This is a genomic window from Clostridium frigoris (assembly GCF_018861865.1).
GTDB lineage: Bacteria > Bacillota > Clostridia > Clostridiales > Clostridiaceae > Clostridium_AD > Clostridium_AD frigoris.
Genome location: NZ_JAHLDV010000001.1, coordinates 52,136 through 75,708 on the forward strand (window position 1 = coordinate 52,136; position 23,573 = coordinate 75,708).

A 23,573-nucleotide genomic window follows, 5' to 3' on the forward strand; every position below is an offset into this window, starting at 1 on the left:
TTACCATTTATTTATTACAATTTAAATATACATTGCTATAGGTATAATCTCAATTACAGGCCCATCAATTATTAGATTGTTTGAATCATAATCGTTAATTAAAGTTGTATCTTTTAGAAACCTGTTTTTAAACTCTTTAAAATACTCTTCATTTAAATAATCAAAATATGTTCCACTAAGCAGATCATTGCTATTTATTTCAGTATTATTTTTATTTGGTATTCTTACCACCTTACCAAGAACAGTAATTCTGGCACCTTCAATATAATCTAAATTATCTGCCATATGTTTTATCTCCAGAGGCACTATAACTTTTGTATTACTATCACCAATATTACCACTAATAAACTTTATACATTTTTCAGTTTTGCAAACTTCCATATCATCTTTTAAAACTTTTAAAACTTGCCTTTTAACCTTATGTTCCTCAGATTCATAGCCCTTCTCTAGTGGCTCAGGTGAAAAAGCCATTTGCATTTCCATAACTCTGATTATATCTTCTATATATTCTAGTACTGGATTTTTATATAATTCGCAGGTGAACTGAACAAAATCAAATTCCTTTATATTTGCTACATCACTCTCACTAGTTATGATCTTTAACATACTTTGCTCATTTAGCATGTTCTTTAACCTAGACAAAATTGTTATTACAATCGAAACTCTTTCTTCAATTTTCTGCGATGTAAATTCATTTAAAAATTGAACATTTAAGTCACCTTCCATTATTTTACCACAGGTAGCTTCATATAATGGTGTATTTGTACTAATCGTTAACAGCTTTCTGCTACTTTCACTTTTTATTTCTGCAAATTCCTCAATCACAACTGTATATAAATTGTTAATCATATCTCCATTAGTATATAAAGGTATTAGTGCTCTGTTATCCATATTTTCATACCCCCATAAATCATTTTTTTAGCAATGCATCACTTTCAGTGCTATATTACTAAAAGGATGCAATATAAAACAATACTCATAACTATTTTATATTACTTTTTATAATTTAGAACAATAATTTACAATGGAATTTTTTATTTATATAACTAGATACACTATTTTTTCTTTAGTAATATTGATTTCATAACTGAATTTTCACCATATTTTTGTCTCAAACTATCTATAGTTTTGTCTATTGCTCTTTTCTTTTCATCACTAGTATTATCAATATCAAAAATTGATATTTGTTTAAAATTATCATCACATAAATTGTTAAGAGAAACCCCAAGTAATCTTATTGGCTCACCTTTCCATAATTCATCAAAGAGAGTCCTTACTGTTTTTAATATCTCCTGAGTTTGATCCGTAGATATTTTTAAAGTTGTACTACGTGAATAATCAATAAATTCACAATTTCTTATAGTTACCGAAATAGAGTAACAACACTTTTTTATATTTCTTAATCTACTAGCCGTGTGTTCAACTAATTCTAAAAGCACTATATAAGCCTCACTTTTATTTTTAATATCATTTGCAAGGGTAGTTGAATTATTTATTCCTTTGAGCTCCCTTTTATCAGATTTTACTTCTCTATTATCTATGCCATTTGCATATTCCCACATCATTCTACCACTACTTTTAAAGTGATATTTTAAAAACTGAGCATCGTATTTTGCTAAATCTCCTATAGTAAATATATTCAAATTATTAAGTCTTGGAACACTTCTGCGTCCAACCATAAATAGCTCTCCAACAGGCAGGTGCCACAATTTTTTTTCTACTTCATTTTTGTAAAGCGTATGTACTTTATCAGGTTTTTCAAAATCAGATGCCATTTTAGCTAGTAACTTAACATCTGAAATACCAATATTCACTGTAAATCCTAGCTCGCACTTTATCCTATCTTTAATGTCACATGCTAAATTCAGTGCTGCCTCCTTAGAAGTATTATAACTTGTTACATCTAAATAACACTCATCAATAGAAAACTTTTCAACAATCGGTGTATAATCACCAAATATTTTTCTCATAGCTTTACTAGAGCTTTCATATAAATTAAAGTCAGGTGATACAACAACAAGATTTATACACTTTTTTCTTGCAGTAAATAAGCTCTCTCCTGTTACTATTCCACTTCTTTTAGCTATCATAGATTTCGCAAGAACAACCCCTCTGCGTGACTTCTCATCTCCACCTATTACCGCAGCTATATCCCTTAGGTCAATCTTTTCCCCTTGTTTTAGCATATTTACAGCACTCCAAGAAAGAAATGCTGAATTAACATCTATATGAAATATAAGTTTTTCATTAAATTTAGTCATATACTCTCTTCCTTTTTATAAACATCTATATTATATATAATTTATAAATATATTATATATAATTTTCATACAAAAAAGCAACCTATCCTTAATTTAAGAATAGACTGCTTTTTTTAAAGATAATATTGCTTTGACTTATCAATTATGATATGTCTTATGCTTTTATATTGGTCTTTATATAGTCTTTTATTTCATCTGCATCACCAAATGTAAGTACAGGCGCTGATAGTTTTTCACATTCTTTAAAGCTTGAATTTGTAATAGTTTTACGTGCTCCTAATATTGAAGCTGCACTCATACTAAATTCATCTAATCCAAATCCAAGAAGTACAGGTATAAGATTTGCGTCTCCTGCCATCTCACCACACATATTTACCGTTATCCCTGCTTTATGACCATTATCTATTACTATTTTAATAAGTCTTAAAACAGCTGGATGATAAAAATCATATAAATATGATATTTTCTCGTTCATTCTATCTACTGCCAAAGTATATTGAATTAAATCATTAGTACCAATACTAAAGAAATCTACCTCTTTAGCAAGTACATCTGATATTATTGCAGCAGATGGTATTTCTATCATTATGCCTACTTCAATATTCTCATCAAAAGTTACTCCCTCAGATTTAAGTTCTTTGGTACACTCCTCAAGTAATTTCTTAGCAGATCTAAGTTCCGTAATATTACATATCATAGGAAACATAATTTTAAGCTTTCCAAATGCAGATGCTCTTACTAAAGCTCTTAATTGAGTTTTAAATATATCTGTTCTATCAAGGCAAAGTCTTATAGCTCTATATCCTAGGAATGGATTCATTTCCTCGTCCATAGGTAAGTAATCTAATTTCTTATCTCCACCTATATCTAATGTCCTTATAATAACAGGTTTTCCATTCATCTTTTCAAGAACTGATTTATATTCTGTGTATTGTTCTTCCTCAGTTGGTAGAGCATCTTTTGCCATATATAAAAACTCAGTTCTAAATAATCCTATAGCTTCTGCACCATTTTTAAGTACAGCTCCTAAATCTGCTGCTGATCCAATATTTGCAGCTATTTCAACTTTTTTGCCATCAGCTGTTATAGATGACATTTTCGCATATTTAAGTAATTGATGTTTAGATTCAATGAATTCTTCTCTTTTGATTTTATATTCATTCAAAGTTTTCTCGTCTGGTTTAATAATAACTAGACCCTCTTCTCCATCTACAATAATTACATCACCATCTTTAATTTGATGTATATCACTGCCTGCACCTACAACTGCTGGTAATTCTAAAGAACGTGCAATAATAGATGTATGAGCAGTTCTTCCTCCTATTTCAGTTACAAAAGCCAAAACCTTTGCTTTATCAATTTGAGCCGTATCTGATGGAGTAAGGTCTCTTGCAACTAATATACACTCATCTTGAATATCTGCAATAGACGTAACTTTTATTCCCATTAATATATTCATCACTCTTTTACTTACATCCCTAATATCTACTGCTCTCTCTTTCATATATGCATTATCCATATTTTCAAAAACAGCAGCTGTTTGCGTTGATACGGTTTGTAGTGAGTACTCAGCACTTACCATTTCGTCCCCGATTTTCTTTTGAATATCACCTATAAATTCCGGATCTTCAAGCATGCATAAATGTGCTTCGAATATTTCTGCCTTCTCGCTTCCTAGCTTTTCTTTTACACCCTTAATCATTTTTTCAAGATCTATTATTGATTCTTTAAGTGCCTTATCAAATCTAGCCAGTTCTCCTTTTGAATCCGAAACATTACTTTTCTTTATTTCCACTACTTCGTCGCTAATAACTAATGCTTTTCCTATTGCTATTCCAAATGATACACCTATTGCTTTTAACATAATTTATCCTCCTGTTACTTCTATTTTATACTTTAGATTATACTTTTTTTCTACTAATTTGTTAGTCCTTGCTCGATAATTTTCACCATAGCAACTGCAGCAGCTTCTTCATCAGCACCACTTGTTTTTATTATAATTTCATCATCTTTAGCGGCTGCCATACACATTATAGCTACTATACTTTTTGCATTATATTCATTACCGTCTTTTACTATAAGAACTTCTGATTTAAATTTTGAAGCTTCTTTAACTACTGATAGTGCTGGTCTTGCATGTATTCCAGTTTCGTTTTTTACCGTCGCCTTCTTTTCTATCATAATATAACCACCCCTACTTCTTTAATTTTATTATCATAATTTCATTGTTTTTATATACATTTATTATAATCTATTAAAGTAGCCGAATCTACAAAAATAGCTTAATAGCTTCCTGTTAAAATATTCTTAAAATAAAAGACATAAACAAATAAGATGCCTTATTAGCATTTTATTTGATTCATGCCTTCTCTAATAAGTAACCCGACTAAAAATATAAGGATCTAAAGTTTAGGTGACGATAAGTAAAACCGATTTCAAGTTCCACTTTACAACACTTCTATATTTTAAAATATATTTTAAAATTATTCAATAGTTTTTTAAAAATATTACTAAAGCTCAAAATATTAAAAACAACTTTAAATATCCTGTATACATTATAACATTACTATATATATTATTGTAAAATATTAAAAAACTTCTTTAAATAATTGAAAACACCCTAAAATATTTTAGGGTGTTTGTTTAGCTCTTTAAGCCATAAACATTTTTATATCGTCTTCAACTGTTCCTATTCCAGCTATTCCAAAATTTTTAACTAATACATTTACAACATTTGGAGATAAGAATGCAGGTAATGTTGGTCCTAAATGAATGTTTTTAACACCTAGGTGAAGTAATGCTAATAACACTATTACAGCTTTTTGTTCATACCATGCAATATTGTATGTTATCGGCAATTCATTAATATCAGATAATCCAAATACTTCTTGAAGTTTCATTGCAATAACCACTAATGAGTATGAATCATTACATTGTCCTGCATCTAAGACTCTAGGAATTCCAGCAATATCTCCAAGTTCCAATTTATTATATCTATATTTAGCACAACCTGCAGTTAAAATAACTGTATCTGTTGGTAATTCTTTAGCAAAATCCGTATAGTATTCACGGCCCTTCATTCTTCCATCACAACCAGCCATTACAAAAAATCTTTTAATTGCTCCTGTTTTAACCGCTTCTACAACTTTATCAGCAAGCGCTATTACTTGATTATGAGCAAATCCTCCAACTATTTCTCCTCTTTCAATTTCAGTTGGTGCACTACATTTCTTTGCATGTGCAATTATTGCAGAGAAATCTTTTGCTGTTCCATTTTTTCCATCAGCTATATGGTTCATTCCGTCAAATCCAGATGCTCCAGTAGTATAGACTCTCTCTTTATAAGAATCTTTTGGAGGAGTAATACAGTTTGTTGTCATAAGTATTGGTCCATTAAAACTTTCAAATTCTGAATTTTGTTTCCACCATGCATTTCCGTAATTACCTACTAGGTGAGTATATTTTTTAAATGCTGGGTAATAGTTTGCTGGTAACATTTCACTATGAGTATATACATCTACCCCTGTACCCTCTGTTTGTTTTAATAATTCTTCCATATCCTTTAAATCATGTCCACTAATTAATATTCCTGGGTTATTACGAACTCCGATATTTACCTTTGTAATTTCCGGATTACCATAAGTCGTAGTATTAGCATTATCAAGTAATGCCATAGCGTCTACCCCATATTTACCACACTCAAGTGTTAATGCAACTAGTTCATCAACGGATATTGTATCATCAGTAGTTTGAGCTAAACCCTTTTGCATAAATGCATATAAGTCACTGTTTTCATATCCTAAGTTGAATGCATGATCAGCATAAGCCGCCATTCCTTTAATACCATAAGTTACAAGTTCTCTTAAAGATCTTATATCTTCATTTTCTGTTTTAAGGACTCCTACCTCTATAGACTTAGCTTCATACTCTAAAGGCGTACCTATCCATGTTGCACATTCAGGTAAATTGGCATCTATTACTCCACCAGCATTTACAAGTTCAGTTTTAATTACCTCGCGTAATTCTAATGCCTTAGTTATTGCTTCTACAAATCTAGTTTTACTAAAATTGGCATTTGTTATAGTCATAAACAAACCGGTTACTACAAATTTGTTTACTCCTTTATTTTCTACTCCGAGTTCCCTAGCTCTTGTGCTATAAATCGATATTCCTTTTAAAACATAGATTAATAAATCTTGCATATTAGCTACATCATCTGTTTTACCACAAACCCCTTTTATCGTACAGCCTGTGCCCTTTGAAGCTTCTTGACATTGATAACAAAACATACCCATTATAAATTCCCCCTATTTTTTTGGATAGACAATAATTTTATATAATTATCTTCCATATATTAAAGTTTATTATTTTACTAACTAACTTCATCATAAATAATGTAACTGACCCGATGAACTACCTTTATTATACTTTGGGATACATTAAAAGTCGGTAACAAATGTTACACTAATACAGTTTTATATATATTATTATTTTCTTCCATCATTTTTTTGAATACCTTCATTAATAGTATATTAATGATTAATAGTATATTATGGTATAATAGCATGTAAAACAATTTAGGAGTGGATATTATGAAACATAGAACTGTTAATGATTTAATAAAATCAAGCCTTTTTCTTGCGCTTGCTATAGTATTTCAAGTAGTTGGAAAAAGCTTTCCAGGGATAAGCCAATTATTTGTTGGTCCAGCCGTTAATGCTATTCTTATACTTACAGCTGTTATTTGTGGCGGTACTTATGGGCTATTAATAGGTTTTTTGACACCCCTACTAGCCTTTCTAACAGGTCAACTTGCTAGTGCTCTAGGACCTTTTATCCCCTTTATAATTGCTGGCAACATATTATTTGTACTTAGCTTTATAATTTTAAGTAAGAGAGGTAAATACGGAAAATATTTAGGAATAATAATTGGAGCTTTTATAAAATACATCTTTCTATCTATTTCAGCATCAAAACTTATTCCCCTATTTGAACTAAATATTCCTACAAAAATAATTAACAAATTAGCAATCACTATGGGAATACCTCAGCTTATAACTGCACTTATTGGAGGATTTTTTGCATTAATTATAATTAGTCTTTTAAAGAAAAGAAAAGTTCTTATATAAGTATTATAGCTTTGCAAAAAATATTTTCCTATATTTTTTTTATTTATATTATTTTATTTACATTTTTCTTAATCTATTGATAAATTTTAGTATATCTTATATAATATATAGTATATATATAAGATTTTTAACTTTAAAGGAGGAAAAAAATTATGATGTTTTCAAATTGGTTTAAAAACCACAAAAAAGAAATGCAAAGAAAGTCAAAAATAAGAACAGCGAAAAAGGTAGTTTTTGGTGCCGCAGCTGGAAGTCTTAGCGGTATAATCGGAGGTTTACTTTTTTCACCTAAAGCTGGTAAAGAAACTAGAAAAGATATTGCTGATTCATCAAAAGAACTTAAAAACAATATTAAGGAAAAAAGTATAGTACTTAAAGAAAACATTGACAATAAAGTCACTGATGCTAAAGACAGTTTAATTGATGCTAAAGCAAAAATTTCAGAATATTTAAATGAAAAAAAAGCATCAACTGAAAGTAAAGATTCAAACATAATTACTGAAACAAAAGATACTGCAATTGCTGAAAATTTATCTCCAAATGATGGACAAGATAACGTAACTGATAAAAAATAAGGAATAGTGATGCTATTAATGTATATAAATTTTTTTAAATTAGGTCAAGGTTTATTAATTTTTCTTGGTATAATAATTATGATTATACTTATAGTAGGATTATTAAAACTTATTAAAACTATAACAAGTGTAAATTCAATTATTAAAAAAAATGAAGATGATATTGAAGAGATAATATCTATACTCCCAAAAACATTTAAAAATTGGTTTGAAATAACTGATAATGTAAAAGATGTTACTGAAGTGGTAGTTGAAAAAACCGCCAGTGTACTTAAATCAACAGACTCTCTTCAAAAATATTTAGTATACATAGTAGATATTTTAACTATTGTAAAAAATATATTTTCAAGTAAAAAGTAGGGTAACTCCTGCTTTTTTTTAAATGGACGTTACAAAAATAAAGTATGTAATATAACCATTGGTTATATTACATACTTTATTTTTATTTATCTTTTAACTTCATAAGTCGATCTTTAATTTTTTTCTCGTATCCATTTTCAGAAGCCTTATAATAACTCGTACTAAGTAACTCATCAGGCAAATACTGTTGCTTTACATAATTTCCTTCATAGGAGTGTGGGTACAAGTATCCTTCCCCTGCCCCCTGCTTCTTTGCGCCCTTATAATTTTGATCTCTTAAATAAGAAGGAATACTTCCTATATTTTTTTCTCCTATATCTTTAAGTGCATTATTAATTGCCATATAAGAAGCATTACTCTTTGGCGCAGATGCTACATAAATTGCAGCTTGCGAAAGTATTATTCTGGCTTCTGGCATTCCTACAAACTGAACTGCCTGCGCTGCATTGTTTGCCACAACCATAGCTATAGGATCTGCATTCCCCACATCCTCAGATGCGGCTATTACTATTCTTCTTGCAATAAATTTAGGATCCTCCCCTGCATATATCATTCTAGCAAGATAATGCACAGCAGCATCAGGGTCAGAGCCCCTCATACTTTTAATAAAAGCAGATATTACATCGTAATGTTCATCTCTATTCTTATCGTATTGTATATGTTTCTTTTGCATACATTCCTCTGCAACCTCAAGTGTTATATTTATAACTCCATCAATATCTCTATCCGTTGTTAGTACCGATAGTTCAAGGGCATTAAGTGCACGCCTTGCATCCCCATTTGCCATGCTAGCAATATAATTTATAGCATCTTCTTTCAAACAAATATTAGTATTTCCAAAACCTGATACCTTATCAATAAGCGCCCTTGAAATAATACATTTAATATTCTCTTCATTTAATGGTTCTAGTTTAAACAACATAGACCTAGATATTAATGCATTATTAACTTCATAGTATGGATTCTCTGTGGTTGCTCCAATTAAAATTAATGTACCCTTCTCAACGAATGGCAATAATGCATCCTGTTGGGCTTTATTAAATCTATGAATTTCATCTATAAATAATATTGTTTTAACATTGTACATTCCTAAATTATTCTTAGCCTGGGTTACCACTTCTCTTAATTCTTTTAGCCCATCTGTTACTGCATTAAGTCTAACAAAATTAGATTTTGTAGAATTTGCAATAACTTTAGCTAAACTAGTTTTCCCAGTACCTGGTGGTCCATAAAGTAACAAAGAGGTTATTTTATCAGCTTTTATAGCTCTCCATAAAAGTTTTCCCTTTCCTAAAATATGCTCTTGACCCACATAATCTTCTAATTTACCAGGTTTTAATCTCTCAGCAAGTGGTGCTTCTTTTAATAAGTTCTTTTCTGCTTGCAATTCAAACAAATCCACATAATCACCTTCAAATTTTTCGTTTTGTTTACCTTAAGTCCCTATATCTTAACTGTCATTAACTTAAAGATTTCTGTTTTATTTTTTCTGTCATCTCGTGTATTTTAACTATTCCAACTTCTCTTAGTTTTTTATTTTCATCTTCAATGCTCTTTGTTTCCTCTATACCCTGCATAATAGTATTCCAAGTTTTCTCTAGTGTTTCAATTTTTACGCTTGTTCCTCCTGCGAGTTTTGCTATATCCACACTTTGCATTCTTATATTTTCAGCATTTTTCATTAATAATTCATTAGTAGTCCTATCAAGTTCTGCTAATGAATCTGATACCAATCTTTGCTTTTTAAGTGCTATAGCTTGAATTATTCCATTTTTAAATACAGGGATAGTTATTATAAAAGCGGAGTGCACTTTTGATATCAACTTATAATTTCCCCTTTGAATCATTTTAATTTGAGGAGCCGTCTGTAGTGACACCATCTTAGCCATTTCCAAATCATATATCCTTTGTTTTAACATTTCAACAGTTTCTTTAGCATTTTGATAATTTATCACATTTATTTGTTCCCCACTTGCAGCTAGTGATTCAAGCCTCGGAATATCCTCGCTCTCATATTTTTGAGCGACCATATTACCAGCAGTGATGTATTTTTCTAATTCTCCATAATACTCAAAGTTTTGATTATACAGGTTTTCAAGTAATAAGTTAGCACTATTTATTTCCCTCTTATATATGCTAAGCTGAGTATAAATCTTGTCTATTTCTCCACCAATGGTTTTATATTTACCCATCATTTTATCAATTGCCTGACTTGGTTTACTAAATATCTTAGCAAAAAATCCAGTTTTCTCTTCCTCAAAATCTTGTTTATCAAACTTTTTCATTATACTTGTAAGTTCCTTTATCATCACACCCGAATTTTCAATGCTATTTGTTTTTATAGAGTTTAATATTTGATCGGCAAATTTAGATATTTGTAGCGCTGGTTCATTACCAAATTCTAATACAGCATTTGCATCTTTAATATTTATTTTAGATGCAATTTGGATCACTTCTGGTGAAGTTTTAAGCTGTTCCATTATACTTGTTGTTTTTTTCTCTATTATCTCATTTCCAATACTCTCATCATCTATTTTAAGTATTTGATCCTGTTTTTCCATAATTTCACTCCTCTTATATATTGGGACTTATTTTTGTTCCATCTGTCTTTCCAAAATTAGTTTTAGATATTAAACTATTAACTACTAAATAAATTTTTAAAAAAACCTTTTTTCTTATCCACATTCTTTTTAAAGTTCAACTTAAAACTAACATTCTCAAGTCTATGAATATCATACTGCTCAGGGTCAATAAAGTTTTCTACGTCATTATATCCTGAAGGATTATATATAATAATATCTATTCCCAAAGAATCCATAAAAGAAAGCATTATACAATCTTCAAAAGATAAATTTCCATTTTGTTCATTATTATAAATCACAATCTTAGGAACCTCTTCTGGATAATCAAATGATTGCAAAAGTTCTAAAATTGCCTTATCTAAATTTATTAAGACTGAAAAAATATCTACTTGTAAATCCCTTAAGTCTTCATGTTCAACATTTTTTATTATAGGATTAAGACACAACTCTTTAATTTTTTCTGCCATATCCCTCTGAAGTCCAGACCTAAGATCCTTATATTTCCACCAAGATGAATTAATCATTTCTGTAACATTAAATTTTGAAAAAGTATTATTAGGATATATTTGATCAAACTTTCCATATTCCAAATGTACAACATCCATTATAGGTAATTCATTATAGAATTTAGTAAATTTCTGAGTTATTACCCCATTAATCTCTTTCCAATAAATATCTATATTTTCATGTACACCACAAATTTTAGAGAATATATTTGGTATAACTACAGTTGAACCTGTAACATTAAACCCTTCCCTTACGTTTGCTTTTTCCTTAATCCATATATATATTTCCTCATAAGTAGTATTCAGGGTTACTGCCTCCACATTATAATCTGCAAACTGCCAAGGCCTATAAAACCCAGAATCATCTGTATATAAAGTTTTATCAAGTTCTTCCTTAGCACTAAATGCAGTGGTCTTAATTCTATCCTCCATCATACTTGGGAAAGGTTTTATTTCGGCCTTAAAATTATAGACAATCTCCCTAGAAAAGGAGTTGAATTTATCGATTTCTTGAAACTTACCAGAATTTTTCGGATTAAAATATAAAATGTCACAACCAAGAGTTGATAATAATATCAAATAAAATACCTCTGCTTTTGAAATATCGCCATAAAAAATTATCTTTGGATTGGTCCTAGTGTAATCAAAATTTTCGAATAATTCTTTAGAATAAGTATTTAACCAATGCATAATATAATTTACAATTACCTTAATATCGTCATTGTGAATTGCTTCATTACTCTTAATATAATATTCTATAAGACCCTTCAAATTATTCTTAATTTGCCTAAGCAAAACTTTGTTTTTAAGCTCCGGAAAAAAACCATTATCACTTATTAGGTTTATAATTAAAGAGACATCTATAACTTCCGTGGAAAATACCTTTATCCAGATATCATTTAATACATTTTGTAATCTTATACTAATGTCTTTATCCAAGCCTTCACTAAATCTAATGTAAGATGGACCAACCTTCTTTAACTCTTTATCTAACCTATACAAATTTTCATAATAGTCTTTCTCACTATTTTTTATACCAATAAACCTATAAAAGTAATTAGGGACAGTAACAACATTAGAATTATACTTAAATCTATCCCTTTTATATATTTCCGTTTTTAAACTGCTAATTATATCCTCATTAATGTCTAAATTTACGCTATTGATTTCTAAATTATTCAAACTATTCTTTTCCATATTCACCTAACCTTTTCAATTGTATTTCCCTGTAAATATAGTTTATTCATCCATAATAATTATACCATATTAAACTCATGATTTTTCATTCAAATACATTTAACAAAAGAGATACTAAAATTTAATTTTTAGTATCTCTTTTGTATAATTATCACCATTTATAAACGCGGCAATATTTTCTCTAATCTACTTATTAATATACTAGATAAAATCCCAATAAAGTACCCTGTAGCAATCGCTGCAACTAGTAATACTGGTAAATACACATATATTCTTAAGTTATTGATTATAAATCCTGCTACTAGCAGTTGTCCTATGTTATGAAATACAGCCCCGCAAACACTAATTGTAGGTACACTTATGTGCTTTCTTAGATACTTATAAAGTAATACCATTACTATATTGCTAAGGATACCTCCAGCAAGACTAAACATAAATGCTGGCATACCTCCACCGAATATAGAACCTAATAAAGTTCTTAAAAACATTATTAGAAATGCCTCTCTCCATCCAAGTAAAATCAATGCAACTAATGATATAGAATTAGCGAGACCTAATTTTATACCTGGAAATAAAACCGGTATCTGAGCCTCTATTAAATAAATAACTAAGGCTATTGCAACTAATGTACTAAGCAAAACCATTCTTTTTGTCTTTGTCATATTTACACCTACATCTTTTTAATTTTAAAATGTCCCACCATCTATGCCTTCATTTTTTTCTGCCTCAATATTAATTGTAAGTTTATAAGGTAAACATACAACCATCTCACCAGGTTTTGAAATCCATCCACTTTTTACACATTCTTTATGAGGACAATCGGCATCTTTTACACTGATACTATTATGTTTAACTGCTATAACATTGTAATGACCATTCTCTGTTTTTATAGTGAATTCTTGTGGCTCTACTACCTTACTTAAATCAATAGTTTTAATTACCGTGCCTGCACGCTTAATGACGGCAATTTTTTCTGACCCTTTAATTGAATTTTTGTATATAAAAGTAGCACCGGTTGTTATTAACACAATAATTAAAAGTATTATTCCAACGATCTTATCGCCCTTTTTCATAAGTAAACTCCTTATTTGTTAATTCAAAATTGTCTTTAAGTCCTGGAGTAACGTATACTTTTTTATCCTTAGTTACAAAAATAGCCTCTACGCCTTTAATAGACTCTACCAATTTAAGACCTTTATCGAGTCCCATGATAAAAGTACTTGTGGACAGTGCATCTCCATCAATTGACTTGTCTGATACTATAGTTGTACTTATAAGCCCTTTTTCAGCTGGGTATCCAGTCTTTGGATCAAATATGTGATGATACCTTATACCATCCTTTATAAAAAATCTTTCATAATTACCCGATGAAACTATTGATTTATCACTAACACTAATCGACCCTAAATATTCACCACGTGTACTTAAAGGATTCTGTATTCCTACATTCCAGTCTTTCCCATTAGGGTTCTTTCCTATAGCATAAACATTACCACCTAGATTTAAAATAGCACTGCTAATTTTATTATTTAATAGAACCTTTTTCACCTCATCAGCTGTATATCCCTTTGCTATAGCACCAAGGTCTATTGCTTGATTCGCTTGCTTTAATTTAACCGTCAAATTTTTCTTATCTAAAACAATATCTTTGTAATTAACTAACTTTAATTTATTATTAATTTCACTTTTTGAAGGTAATCTTTCCTTATCTGTTCCTATACCCCAAAGTCCTACAATTGGCTCTATTGTTGCATCAAGGGCGCCATCAGTTAATTTACTGTATTGAACTGATTTTTCTATCACAGAGTATGTGTCTGCACTAAGTTTTTGTCCTGAAATTCCAGCTTTCGAATTTAATTTTGATATTTCAGAAGTTTTAATATTAACAGACATTTTACTTTCTATATCACTTATTCTTTTTATAGCCAAATCTGTTACTGCCTGCGCGTTTTCACCATATATCTTAAAATTCATAATTGTTCCCATCATATATGTCTCTTTTTCGACTGGTTCCGCATTTTTTCCACAGGATATTAAGAATGTTGGAATAATTAATAGTAGAAATAAACAACTAATTTTATGTAATTTTTTTATGTTAACTCACCGCCTCAAACTTGTATTTAAATATATTATACCATAAACATAATTCAAATAAATGTCCTCATTAGACTTGTAATATTAAACAACTCATTACTATTTTTAATGTTTTTATACTATATAATTCTTTTATTTCTATAATAAGTTATAAATTGCATATATAAAAAACATGTGTTATACTAATAAAAAATTTACAGTATTTAAGTACTTTTGAAGTATCAGTTTTCTATATATATAATGTACTAATTTTGGGGAGGCACATATGGAAGATACCCTTAAAAATAATTTAAGAAAAAACATGCTTAATATAAGAAAAAATATGCCACATAAAGATATATGTGATTTTAGTCTAAAAATCATGGACACAATTATCGGATTACCACAATTTATAAATTGTAAGAATATAATGTTGTACATAAGTTTTAAAAATGAGGTAGATACACACAAACTTGCTACCTGGTGCCTTAACAATAATAAAACAGTAATTGCACCATATTGCATAAAGTCCAGTAGCAAAATAATACCTTTTATAATAAATAACCTTAATACTGATCTTACTAAATCTACATTCGGTATTATGGAACCAAAACATGATATATTAGTAAGGGCAAACATTGAGAATATAGATTTAATAATAGTTCCTGGAGTAGTATTTGATGAAAACTGCAATAGAATTGGCTTCGGTGCTGGTTATTATGATAGATTCCTGCCTATGAAAACAAAAAATACTTCTACGATTGGTATAGCCTATGACTATCAAATAATTGATAAAGTCCCAACCGATGTTTATGACGTGCCTCTCGATTTCATAATAACAGAAAAAAGGATAATATCTCTGAAATAAAAATCATACATATTTTTGTAACATAATTACTATATTTTATTATACTGATGTTGGAGGTGATTGCTTTGGTAAAAAAAATAGCTGCTTTTTTTGATATTGATGGTACCCTTTATAGGGAAAGTTTAATGACAGAGGTATTCAAAAAATTAATAAAAAGCGAACTAATAGAAAACGATAAATGGTACAAGGAGGTAAAACCCTATTATGTTAAATGGGATAAACGTATAGGAAATTATGACAATTACCTACTTAAAATGGCTGATATATATACTGAAGCTATAATTGGACTTCATAGATCTCAAATTGAGTTTATTGCTCATCAAATTATAAAACAAAAGGGAGATAGGGTTTATACCTATACTCGTGATAGAATTAAATGGCATAAGAGTCAGGGGCATATAATTATCACCATATCAGGTAGTCCTATCGAGCTTGTACGTGAAATGTCAATAAAATATGGTTTTGATGATTACGTAGGAACAAAATATGAATTGAACGAACATAATATTTATACTGGTGGAATTGTTCCTATGTGGGATAGTGTTAGTAAAAAAGCTTCAATAGAATACTTTGTTTCCAAATATAATATTGACTTAAATAAAAGTTTTGCTTATGGGGATACTTCAGGAGATTTCACTATGTTAAAGTTAATTCGTCACCCTGTAGCTGTAAACCCTACCAAGGAGCTTCTAGTAAATATTCTAGATGATAATGAATTAAAAGAAAAGATTAATATAATGGTAGAAAGAAAAGATGTGATTTATAGGCTACTTCCAGAACACATTCACATATAACTTATTCTTGATTTGTAATTTAATATATTTTTTTAACAGAAACTACTATATAATACTATTATATAGTATTATTTATATTTTGGGGACTTATAAAACTATATTTTGTTTTAAAAGGAGCTATATTATGTTAAAAGATTTATTTATTAATTCGACAATATTAATCACATTTATTTTTATAAATAGCCAGGTATTTAAACGGGTTTTTTTAAACGTATCAGTCTCTTATAAAAATAAATTTCTGTATGGATTAACACAGGGAATCCTAGGCATTATATTAATGCTATTTACCATAAATGTTACACCTATTGTTATTATGGATTTTCGACATATTCCAATATTACTCGCAACTCTTTATGGTGGTGGATTAGCAACAATTATTGCGGGCGTCACAATTGCAATATTTAGAATTAGCTACTTTGGCATTAGCACACCAGCTATAATAGCTTGCATTGACATTTTTATTATTGCTATATCTTGTACTTTAATATCAAAGTTAAATCTAAACAAATTTAAAAAATGGACCTATATGAGCCTTATAAGCTCCTTAATTATTGCTGCTTCATATTTTTTAATTGTTAAAAATTCAACAGCACTTAGATATTCCCTTGTTTATTTTTTGCTATCATCTTTAATAATTGGAACTCTAGCATATTATATTTCAAACTATATGTATACCTCAATCAAATTACTTGATAGACTAGAACATGAATCAACTGTAGATTTTCTTACTGGATTAAATAACGTTAGACAATATGACAATGCACTAAATGAATCTTTTTTAAATGTTAAAAATAAAAAAGAACACTTATCTATTCTTATAATAGACATAGATTTTTTTAAGAAAGTAAACGACACTTATGGTCATTTAGCTGGTGATGCCGTATTACGGCAATTAGGAATTGTATTATCTACATTTTCTAGAAGTTTTGATATTGTATCTAGAATCGGTGGAGAAGAATTTTCTGTTATTCTGCCTGATTGCCCAGCAAAGCAATCCATGGAAGTTGCAGAGCGCTTAAGACTAGCAGTTGAACTTCAAGAATTTATTCTCCCAGATGAGACTAAAATTAATATATGTGTTTCCATAGGCTCTGCTACGTACCCCGACAACGTAAACAATTTAGAAACTCTAGTTCATGAAGCCGACACAGCATTATACGCCGCTAAAAATTCCGGAAGAAATAGAGTATGTCATCCATAGAATTTTCCAATGAAAATTCAATAGATATGATGCTTGGATAGTAGAGCATTCGTTAACAGACTCTAAGTTTATTACATGAATAATTTTCTAACCCACGCCATTCGACGTCCTGTCTCAGACGTGCTAGCAGTCCTTCCTGGACTGCTTACGGAAATTTTTCATTACATAAACTAAGTGTCTATAAAACTCATTATATACTCTCTTTCGCACTCATATCTGTTTTCACTTTCATGCTTACAATTTGCTTTATTTATAAGTGTAAAGATTGCATTACAAAAACAATTTGCATTCCAATATTACATGTATTTAAAAACTAAGTGCTAGTAGTCTAGCAATAAATATAATAAATATAAAAATAACTTAGGGGTACATAACAATTATTAATTGTTATGTACCCCTAAGAATATTTTAGATACCTATTTAAAATCGTATTTATAGCAAGTATGTACTTTCTCCGAAGTGACTTGCAATAGAGGCGCAGTAACTATTAAAGTTCTATTTAGAAATTCTTCTTTTACGTATATGGAACTCTCGTAATCTTTTCAGTGACACAAAATCGACTGAAATTCTAGTATGTATTTTCTCCGAAGTGACTTGCAATAGAGGCGCAATAACTATTAAAGTTCTATTTAGAAATTCTTCTTTTACGTATATGAAATTCTCGTGAGACTCACAGGACGTGAGTCTAGCGAACCCGAGGCAGGACGCCGAGTGTGAACGCCAGAGAATCTCATATTCGAAAAAGATTAGAATTTCTTATTAGAAGTTTAAGTTACAAGCTCGTTTGCAAGTCACATAGGAGAAATTTCATACTTTTACCCTATATTTCTTTTAATAAATTCGCCATTTCTATTGCAGTTACTGCAGCATCATAACCTTTATTACCTGCCTTAGTACCCGCTCTTTCAATTGCTTGTTCAATGTTTTCAGTAGTAAGAACACCAAAAATAACTGGAACTCCTGTATCAAGTGAAACATTTGCTATTCCCTTAGTAACCTCACCAGATACATATTCATAATGAGATGTAGCTCCCCTTATTACTGCTCCTAAACATATTACAGCATCATACTTACCAGACTTAGCCATTTTTTTTGCAACTAAAGGAATTTCAAAAGCTCCAGGAACCCATGCAATTTCAACTTCTTCTTCCTCTACGCCATGACGTTTTAAACCATCTAATGCTCCTGATAATAATTTTCCACCTATGAATTCATTAAATCTTGCTACGATAATTCCGAATTTCAAACCTTGTGCTACTAATTTACCTTCATATACTTTCATTTTTATTCCTCCGATTAATTTATTATTTAATTTATTATGTTTTATCTTATTTCTTATTTTAATATTTCAGCTCCACAGGAGATGATTTAATTACTAATATAAATGTCCCATTTTTTCTTTTTTAGTTCTTAAATAAAATTCATCTTTTTCATTATGATTCATAACAATAGGTACTCTTTCAACTATATCAATGCCATAACCTGAAATGCCTGTTATTTTCTTAGGATTATTAGTCATAAGTCTTATCTTTGTAGCACCTAATAGTTCTAATATCTGAGCCCCTATTCCATAATCTCTCATATCACCTGGGAACCCTAACGCCAAATTAGCCTCTAGAGTATCCATTCCTTTATCTTGAAGATTATATGCCCTTAACTTATTTATTAATCCTATTCCACGTCCTTCTTGCCTCATGTAAAGCATGATTCCATTATCCTCTTTTGAGATAGCTTTCATTGCTGCATCATATTGTTCACCGCAATCACATCTCATAGATCCTAATGCATCACCAGTAAGACATTCAGAATGTACCCTAACAAGTACTGATTCACTACTTTTTACATCCCCTTTAACCAATGCTACGTGATGTTCTCCATTTATCTTATTTACAAATCCATAAATAGTAAATTGTCCATATCTAGTTGGCATTTCTGCCTGCGTAACCATTTCTACAAGGCACTCAGTTTTTCTTCTATAAGCAATTAAATCAACTATTGTAATTATTTTTAGATCATGTTCTTTTACATAATCCATAAGCTGTGGAACCCTAGCCATAGTTCCATCGTCATTCATAATTTCGCAAATTACGCCTGCAGGATATAACCCAGCCATTCTTGCTAAATCAACCGCTGCTTCTGTATGTCCACCTCTCTCTAATACTCCACCCTTTTTAGATGCTAGAGGAAATACATGCCCAGGGCTATTAAAATCCTTTGCTTTAGACTCAGGGTTAATTACATTTAATATAGTCATTGCTCTTTCTGCTGCGGATATCCCTGTAGTAGCATCGACTGCATCAATTGACACAGAAAAAGCTGTTCCATGTACATCTGTATTGTTTGCAACCATTGGATTTATATTTAATTTATCTAATCTTTCTTTAACTATAGGCATACATATAAGTCCACGTGCATATTTTGCCATGAAATTTATATTTGCCTGAGTAGCTTTTTCGGCAGCTATTATTATATCTCCTTCATTTTCTCTGTCCTCATCATCTACCACAACAACCATTTTCCCATTTTTAATATCTTCTAAAGCTTCTTCAATAGTACTAAATTTATACATTTTCCCAGCTCCTTATTCATTATCATCTTCGATGCTATTATCATCTTCGATGCTATTATCATTTTCAATGCTGTTATCATTATCATCTTCGATGCTATTATCATTTTCAATGCCGTTGTCATTTTAATACAATAATATTAACTAAATATATTATTGTAAAAATTTAGGAAAACCCATTTTTCTCAAGGAAATCCATACCAATAGATTTCTTTTCTTTTGGAGTTTCTCTATATTGTAATAATTTCTCAACATATTTTGCCATCATATCACTTTCTAGATTAACCACTTCACCTATCTTCTTAGTTACTAAAGTAGTTTCACCCTTTGTATGAGGTATAATTGATACTTTAAAGATATTTTCATCTACATATGCTACAGTTAAGCTAATACCATCAATTGCAATTGAACCTTTATGTACAATATATTTTAATATATCCCTTGTAGTTTCAACAGACACCCATGTGGCATTTTCCTCAATTGATAAATCTACAACGGTTCCGAGTCCATCAATATGACCACTTACTATATGACCTCCTAGTCTATCACTAGCTCTAAGTGCCCTTTCTAAATTAACGCATGAGCCTTGTTTTAGTTTTCCTAAATTACTACATCTCATAGTTTCTGCCATTACATCTACGCTAAAGCTATTTTGGCTAAATTCTGTTACGGTAAGGCACACCCCATTGGTACTAACACTATCTCCAATTTTCATACCACTCATAATATCTTTAGCATTAACAGTAATTCTTGCAGACTTAGCACCCCTAGCTATAGATTTTATCTTACCAACTTCCTCAATTAAACCTGTAAACATCTATTCACCTCCCTTATAGTTATTAATTAATAATTTATTTTTTAACGTAAGCTTCTATCATAATGTCTTCATCAAATCTAAATACCTGAGAATCCCTTAGCATAATCGAATCTTTTACAAGATTTATTCCTTTTCCACCTACTGTAGTTTTACCCGAAGTTCCTCCAAATATTTTAGGAGAAATAAAAGTAATAACTTTATCAACAATGCCTTCATCTAATGCAGAATAATTTAATGTACTTCCACCCTCAAGTAGAATACTATCTATTCCCATCTCACCAAGTACTTTCATCAAATAATTTAAATTTACCCATTTATTTTCACTAGGAGTTATTATAACTTCAGCTCCCCTTTGTTTAATAGCTTCGATTTTAGTATCACTCGCTAATTTTGTTGTAACTAGAATAGTTTTTGTTTTTTTATCACATTTTAATACCTTCGAATCTAGAGGCACTTTTGCTGTGCTATCTATAATTATTCTTATTGGGTTTGTACTTATTTTGTCTTCTCTTCTTGTAGTAAGTTCTGGATTGTCACTTAAAACTGTCCCAATTCCAACCATAATTCCACTTACCTTATTCCTTAATTCATGCACATATGCTCTAGATTTTTCATTACTTATCCACTTTGAGTCCCCAGTGGTTGTTGCTATTTTCCCGTCTATTGTCATTGCGGTTTTCATAATGCAAAATGGTTTTTTAGTTGTTATATATTTTATAAATATTTCGTTTGTTTTTCTTATTTCATTCTCTATTATTCCTGTTGTAACCTCTATACCTGCTTTTCTAAGGATTTCTACTCCTTTACCTGCAACTAGCGGATTAGGATCTATCATTCCAATTACTACTTTTGATATTTTTTTTCTCACTATAGCCTCTGCGCAAGGTGGTGTTTTACCATAGTGTGCACAAGGTTCTAGTGTTACATACATTGTTGCACCTTCTACATCCTCTTTTGCATTTAAAAAAGCGTTGACTTCCGCATGTGGCCCACCAAAATGTTCATGATACCCTTCGCCAATTATTCTATTATCTTTTACAATAACTGCACCAACCAGTGGGTTAGGATTTACAAAACCTACTGCTTTCTTTGATAACTCAAGTGCTCTGCTCATATAATAACTATCCAAATTATCACCTTCCTTAGTATGTATAACTTTAGTCAAATCATCATCTGCGATGCTGCATTAACAAATTTGGAAGTAGATTTAGATTACCACTAAAGTAATCTTCCGATACTCGGCAAATGCCACTTATAGAAGATAACAGACTTAAAACTTCCAAAATGTTGTTAATTAAAAACATATAAAATAATAAAAGCCCTGAAAACAATGTTTTCAGGGCTTAATAAGCTAATTATATATCTAGTCTATCACCTATGGTGCTTACTAAATATATTAGAATTAAAATACAAAAGTGTTTTCATAACTACATTGTATAGTTACAAATGAAAATCTTTCATATTTATCTATTCTCCTTCTCTCATCCAGACTTTACTGTCGGCTCTGGAATCTTACCAGATCTACCTTTCGGCTCGCGGGCTATACCGCCGGTGGGGAATCTAACCCTACCCTGAAGGATCTATTCAATTTTCAATTTCAGAATAACACTTTATTATTTTAGTGTCAAGCAACTATCTATGAAAATAAATGATTAATTAAAATATTAAAGTTAATACTAAATGGATTATATATATTTACAAACTATTTTCAATTTTTGCTTTACAAAGTTAACGTGATAAAGTAAAATGATATTAATAGGAATCATAAAGGAGTGTTAAAAATGAAAATTAAATTAAAATTATTAACAATAGCAATACTTTCAACTGTTATTTTAACTGCTTGTGGAAACACCCCTACAACTGATAACTCACTAAAAGACATACAAAATAAGAAAGAATTAGTAATTGGTCTTGATGATAATTTCCCACCAATGGGATTTAGAGATAAAAGTGGTCAAATAGTAGGTTTTGATATTGACATGGCTAAAGAAGTCGGAAAACGAATGGGTGTTAAAGTTACCTTTAAACCTGTGGAATGGGACGGCATTATATTGAGTTTAAACAATAAAGATATTGATCTTATATGGAATGGATTAACCATAACAGATAAAAGAAAAGAACAAATTGCTTTTTCTAACGTATATGTTCAAAACAAACAAATAATTATTGTAAATAATAAATCAACGATATCTAAAAAGAGTGATTTGAATGCTAAAATGGTAGGTCTACAACTTGGAAGTAGCAGTGAAACTGCACTTGCTAAGGATGTGGCGTTTTCTAAATCTATAAAAGAGGTCAAAAAATATTCTAATAATACAGAGGCACTACTCGATCTAAACGCTGGGCGTATCGATGCTGTTGTAGTAGATGAAGTAGTTGGAAGATACTATGTTAGTAAAAAGCCTGGTATGTATAAAGTGCTTACTGAAAATCTCGGCGCGGAAGATTATGGAGTAGGTATAAGGAAAAATGATACAGCTCTTACTGCAGAAATAAATAAACAAATAGACGCAATAAAGAAAGATGGTACTTCCAATACTATTTCAAAAAAATGGTTTGGTAAAGACATTATTTACAAATAATAAGTTGCTACTCAAACATTCTTTCCTTAAAATGTTTGAGTAATAACAATAATAATTTTGAT

At 30.1% G+C, this 23,573-nt stretch carries 22 protein-coding genes and 1 riboswitch; of the genes, 7 read left to right on the forward strand and 15 right to left on the reverse strand.

Annotation, left to right across the window (positions count from 1 at the left end; translation table 11 throughout):
• Window positions 1-21: 21 nt before the first annotated feature.
• The 5 genes from KPL37_RS00265 to hcp form a co-directional block, all read right to left on the reverse strand.
• Window positions 22-891 carry a DUF6414 family protein gene (locus tag KPL37_RS00265; RefSeq protein ID WP_216145156.1) on the reverse strand — a complete coding sequence of 290 codons (870 nt, stop codon included), beginning with the start codon at window positions 889-891 and terminating at the stop codon, window positions 22-24.
• 164 nt (window positions 892-1,055) lie between these two features.
• Window positions 1,056-2,261 (reverse strand): DNA polymerase Y family protein, encoded by a 1,206-nt coding sequence (locus KPL37_RS00270; protein WP_216145157.1) that lies wholly within the window; start codon window positions 2,259-2,261, stop codon window positions 1,056-1,058.
• A gap of 154 nt (window positions 2,262-2,415) precedes the next feature.
• The gene (gene ptsP / locus KPL37_RS00275; RefSeq protein WP_216145158.1) at window positions 2,416-4,125 is read right to left on the reverse strand and encodes a phosphoenolpyruvate--protein phosphotransferase; all 1,710 of its coding nucleotides are present in this window, start codon (window positions 4,123-4,125) and stop codon (window positions 2,416-2,418) included.
• A gap of 53 nt (window positions 4,126-4,178) precedes the next feature.
• The gene (locus tag KPL37_RS00280) at window positions 4,179-4,442 is read right to left on the reverse strand and encodes an HPr family phosphocarrier protein (protein ID WP_216145160.1); all 264 of its coding nucleotides are present in this window, start codon (window positions 4,440-4,442) and stop codon (window positions 4,179-4,181) included.
• 470 nt (window positions 4,443-4,912) lie between these two features.
• Window positions 4,913-6,556 (reverse strand): hydroxylamine reductase, encoded by a 1,644-nt coding sequence (gene hcp / locus KPL37_RS00285; protein WP_216145161.1) that lies wholly within the window; start codon window positions 6,554-6,556, stop codon window positions 4,913-4,915.
• Window positions 6,557-6,853: 297 nt separating this feature from the next.
• On the opposite strand from hcp, the gene KPL37_RS00290 reads away from it, so the two are divergent.
• From KPL37_RS00290 to KPL37_RS00300, 3 genes are all read left to right on the forward strand, one after another.
• On the forward strand, window positions 6,854-7,390 hold the full coding sequence (locus KPL37_RS00290) for an ECF transporter S component (protein WP_216145163.1): 537 nt from the start codon (window positions 6,854-6,856) through the stop codon (window positions 7,388-7,390).
• A gap of 152 nt (window positions 7,391-7,542) precedes the next feature.
• Complete coding sequence (locus KPL37_RS00295; protein WP_216145165.1) at window positions 7,543-7,965, forward strand: YtxH domain-containing protein; 423 nt, start codon at window positions 7,543-7,545, stop codon at window positions 7,963-7,965.
• 78 nt (window positions 7,966-8,043) lie between these two features.
• Complete coding sequence (locus KPL37_RS00300) at window positions 8,044-8,325, forward strand: hypothetical protein (protein ID WP_216145167.1); 282 nt, start codon at window positions 8,044-8,046, stop codon at window positions 8,323-8,325.
• An 82-nt stretch (window positions 8,326-8,407) separates the two neighbouring features.
• On the opposite strand, the gene KPL37_RS00305 is transcribed toward KPL37_RS00300, so the two are convergent.
• The 6 genes from KPL37_RS00305 to KPL37_RS00330 all read right to left on the reverse strand — a co-directional run bounded on the left by KPL37_RS00305 (window position 8,408) and on the right by KPL37_RS00330 (window position 14,599).
• Window positions 8,408-9,727 (reverse strand): replication-associated recombination protein A, encoded by a 1,320-nt coding sequence (locus KPL37_RS00305; protein ID WP_216145169.1) that lies wholly within the window; start codon window positions 9,725-9,727, stop codon window positions 8,408-8,410.
• A 58-nt stretch (window positions 9,728-9,785) separates the two neighbouring features.
• Window positions 9,786-10,886, reverse strand: a complete 1,101-nt coding sequence (locus tag KPL37_RS00310) for a toxic anion resistance protein (RefSeq protein WP_216145171.1) — start codon at window positions 10,884-10,886, stop codon at window positions 9,786-9,788.
• 77 nt (window positions 10,887-10,963) lie between these two features.
• Window positions 10,964-12,610 (reverse strand): YceG family protein, encoded by a 1,647-nt coding sequence (locus tag KPL37_RS00315; protein WP_216145173.1) that lies wholly within the window; start codon window positions 12,608-12,610, stop codon window positions 10,964-10,966.
• 158 nt (window positions 12,611-12,768) lie between these two features.
• Window positions 12,769-13,272: a Gx transporter family protein gene (locus tag KPL37_RS00320; RefSeq protein ID WP_216145175.1), complete on the reverse strand. Its 504-nt coding sequence runs from the start codon at window positions 13,270-13,272 to the stop codon at window positions 12,769-12,771.
• Between the two features lie 24 nt (window positions 13,273-13,296).
• On the reverse strand, window positions 13,297-13,683 hold the full coding sequence (locus KPL37_RS00325) for a NusG domain II-containing protein (RefSeq protein WP_216145177.1): 387 nt from the start codon (window positions 13,681-13,683) through the stop codon (window positions 13,297-13,299).
• Window positions 13,667-14,599: an FAD:protein FMN transferase gene (locus KPL37_RS00330; RefSeq protein WP_216145178.1), complete on the reverse strand. Its 933-nt coding sequence runs from the start codon at window positions 14,597-14,599 to the stop codon at window positions 13,667-13,669. The genes KPL37_RS00325 and KPL37_RS00330 overlap by 17 nt, the downstream gene beginning before the upstream one ends.
• A gap of 370 nt (window positions 14,600-14,969) precedes the next feature.
• Between KPL37_RS00330 and KPL37_RS00335 the strand changes: the two genes are divergently transcribed.
• From KPL37_RS00335 to KPL37_RS00345, 3 genes are all read left to right on the forward strand, one after another.
• Window positions 14,970-15,551: a 5-formyltetrahydrofolate cyclo-ligase gene (locus KPL37_RS00335; RefSeq protein ID WP_216145180.1), complete on the forward strand. Its 582-nt coding sequence runs from the start codon at window positions 14,970-14,972 to the stop codon at window positions 15,549-15,551.
• Window positions 15,552-15,598: 47 nt separating this feature from the next.
• Window positions 15,599-16,345 carry an HAD-IB family hydrolase gene (locus KPL37_RS00340; protein ID WP_216145182.1) on the forward strand — a complete coding sequence of 249 codons (747 nt, stop codon included), beginning with the start codon at window positions 15,599-15,601 and terminating at the stop codon, window positions 16,343-16,345.
• 124 nt (window positions 16,346-16,469) lie between these two features.
• Window positions 16,470-17,546, forward strand: coding sequence for a diguanylate cyclase (locus KPL37_RS00345; protein WP_216145183.1), 1,077 nt, complete (start codon window positions 16,470-16,472; stop codon window positions 17,544-17,546).
• A gap of 820 nt (window positions 17,547-18,366) precedes the next feature.
• Here KPL37_RS00345 and ribH read toward each other — a convergent pair.
• The 4 genes from ribH to ribD form a co-directional block, all read right to left on the reverse strand.
• Complete coding sequence (ribH, locus tag KPL37_RS00350) at window positions 18,367-18,828, reverse strand: 6,7-dimethyl-8-ribityllumazine synthase (RefSeq protein ID WP_216145184.1); 462 nt, start codon at window positions 18,826-18,828, stop codon at window positions 18,367-18,369.
• A 93-nt stretch (window positions 18,829-18,921) separates the two neighbouring features.
• Window positions 18,922-20,115, reverse strand: coding sequence for a bifunctional 3,4-dihydroxy-2-butanone-4-phosphate synthase/GTP cyclohydrolase II (locus KPL37_RS00355; protein ID WP_216145185.1), 1,194 nt, complete (start codon window positions 20,113-20,115; stop codon window positions 18,922-18,924).
• A gap of 163 nt (window positions 20,116-20,278) precedes the next feature.
• The gene (locus tag KPL37_RS00360) at window positions 20,279-20,929 is read right to left on the reverse strand and encodes a riboflavin synthase (protein ID WP_216145186.1); all 651 of its coding nucleotides are present in this window, start codon (window positions 20,927-20,929) and stop codon (window positions 20,279-20,281) included.
• A gap of 34 nt (window positions 20,930-20,963) precedes the next feature.
• Entirely contained in the window at window positions 20,964-22,058 is a 1,095-nt protein-coding gene (ribD, locus tag KPL37_RS00365; RefSeq protein WP_216145346.1) for a bifunctional diaminohydroxyphosphoribosylaminopyrimidine deaminase/5-amino-6-(5-phosphoribosylamino)uracil reductase RibD, read from the reverse strand.
• Window positions 22,059-22,398: 340 nt separating this feature from the next.
• Window positions 22,399-22,512, reverse strand: a riboswitch (FMN riboswitch).
• A gap of 198 nt (window positions 22,513-22,710) precedes the next feature.
• Between ribD and KPL37_RS00370 the strand changes: the two genes are divergently transcribed.
• Window positions 22,711-23,511: an amino acid ABC transporter substrate-binding protein gene (locus KPL37_RS00370; RefSeq protein WP_216145187.1), complete on the forward strand. Its 801-nt coding sequence runs from the start codon at window positions 22,711-22,713 to the stop codon at window positions 23,509-23,511.
• Window positions 23,512-23,573: the final 62 nt, after the last annotated feature.

Bases quoted from the DNA above. Each gene is read 5' to 3' on its own strand.
- KPL37_RS00265 (WP_216145156.1), bottom strand. From the start codon at position 891: ATGGATAACAGAGCACTAATACCTTTATATACTAATGGAGATATGATT.
- KPL37_RS00270 (WP_216145157.1), bottom strand. From the start codon at position 2,261: ATGACTAAATTTAATGAAAAACTTATATTTCATATAGATGTTAATTCA.
- ptsP (WP_216145158.1), bottom strand. From the start codon at position 4,125: ATGTTAAAAGCAATAGGTGTATCATTTGGAATAGCAATAGGAAAAGCA.
- KPL37_RS00280 (WP_216145160.1), bottom strand. From the start codon at position 4,442: ATGATAGAAAAGAAGGCGACGGTAAAAAACGAAACTGGAATACATGCA.
- hcp (WP_216145161.1), bottom strand. From the start codon at position 6,556: ATGGGTATGTTTTGTTATCAATGTCAAGAAGCTTCAAAGGGCACAGGC.
- KPL37_RS00290 (WP_216145163.1), top strand. From the start codon at position 6,854: ATGAAACATAGAACTGTTAATGATTTAATAAAATCAAGCCTTTTTCTT.
- KPL37_RS00295 (WP_216145165.1), top strand. From the start codon at position 7,543: ATGATGTTTTCAAATTGGTTTAAAAACCACAAAAAAGAAATGCAAAGA.
- KPL37_RS00300 (WP_216145167.1), top strand. From the start codon at position 8,044: ATGATTATACTTATAGTAGGATTATTAAAACTTATTAAAACTATAACA.
- KPL37_RS00310 (WP_216145171.1), bottom strand. From the start codon at position 10,886: ATGGAAAAACAGGATCAAATACTTAAAATAGATGATGAGAGTATTGGA.
- KPL37_RS00315 (WP_216145173.1), bottom strand. From the start codon at position 12,610: ATGGAAAAGAATAGTTTGAATAATTTAGAAATCAATAGCGTAAATTTA.
- KPL37_RS00320 (WP_216145175.1), bottom strand. From the start codon at position 13,272: ATGACAAAGACAAAAAGAATGGTTTTGCTTAGTACATTAGTTGCAATA.
- KPL37_RS00325 (WP_216145177.1), bottom strand. From the start codon at position 13,683: ATGAAAAAGGGCGATAAGATCGTTGGAATAATACTTTTAATTATTGTG.
- KPL37_RS00330 (WP_216145178.1), bottom strand. From the start codon at position 14,599: ATGATGGGAACAATTATGAATTTTAAGATATATGGTGAAAACGCGCAG.
- KPL37_RS00335 (WP_216145180.1), top strand. From the start codon at position 14,970: ATGGAAGATACCCTTAAAAATAATTTAAGAAAAAACATGCTTAATATA.
- KPL37_RS00340 (WP_216145182.1), top strand. From the start codon at position 15,599: ATGTTGGAGGTGATTGCTTTGGTAAAAAAAATAGCTGCTTTTTTTGAT.
- KPL37_RS00345 (WP_216145183.1), top strand. From the start codon at position 16,470: ATGTTAAAAGATTTATTTATTAATTCGACAATATTAATCACATTTATT.
- ribH (WP_216145184.1), bottom strand. From the start codon at position 18,828: ATGAAAGTATATGAAGGTAAATTAGTAGCACAAGGTTTGAAATTCGGA.
- KPL37_RS00355 (WP_216145185.1), bottom strand. From the start codon at position 20,115: ATGTATAAATTTAGTACTATTGAAGAAGCTTTAGAAGATATTAAAAAT.
- KPL37_RS00360 (WP_216145186.1), bottom strand. From the start codon at position 20,929: ATGTTTACAGGTTTAATTGAGGAAGTTGGTAAGATAAAATCTATAGCT.
- KPL37_RS00370 (WP_216145187.1), top strand. From the start codon at position 22,711: ATGAAAATTAAATTAAAATTATTAACAATAGCAATACTTTCAACTGTT.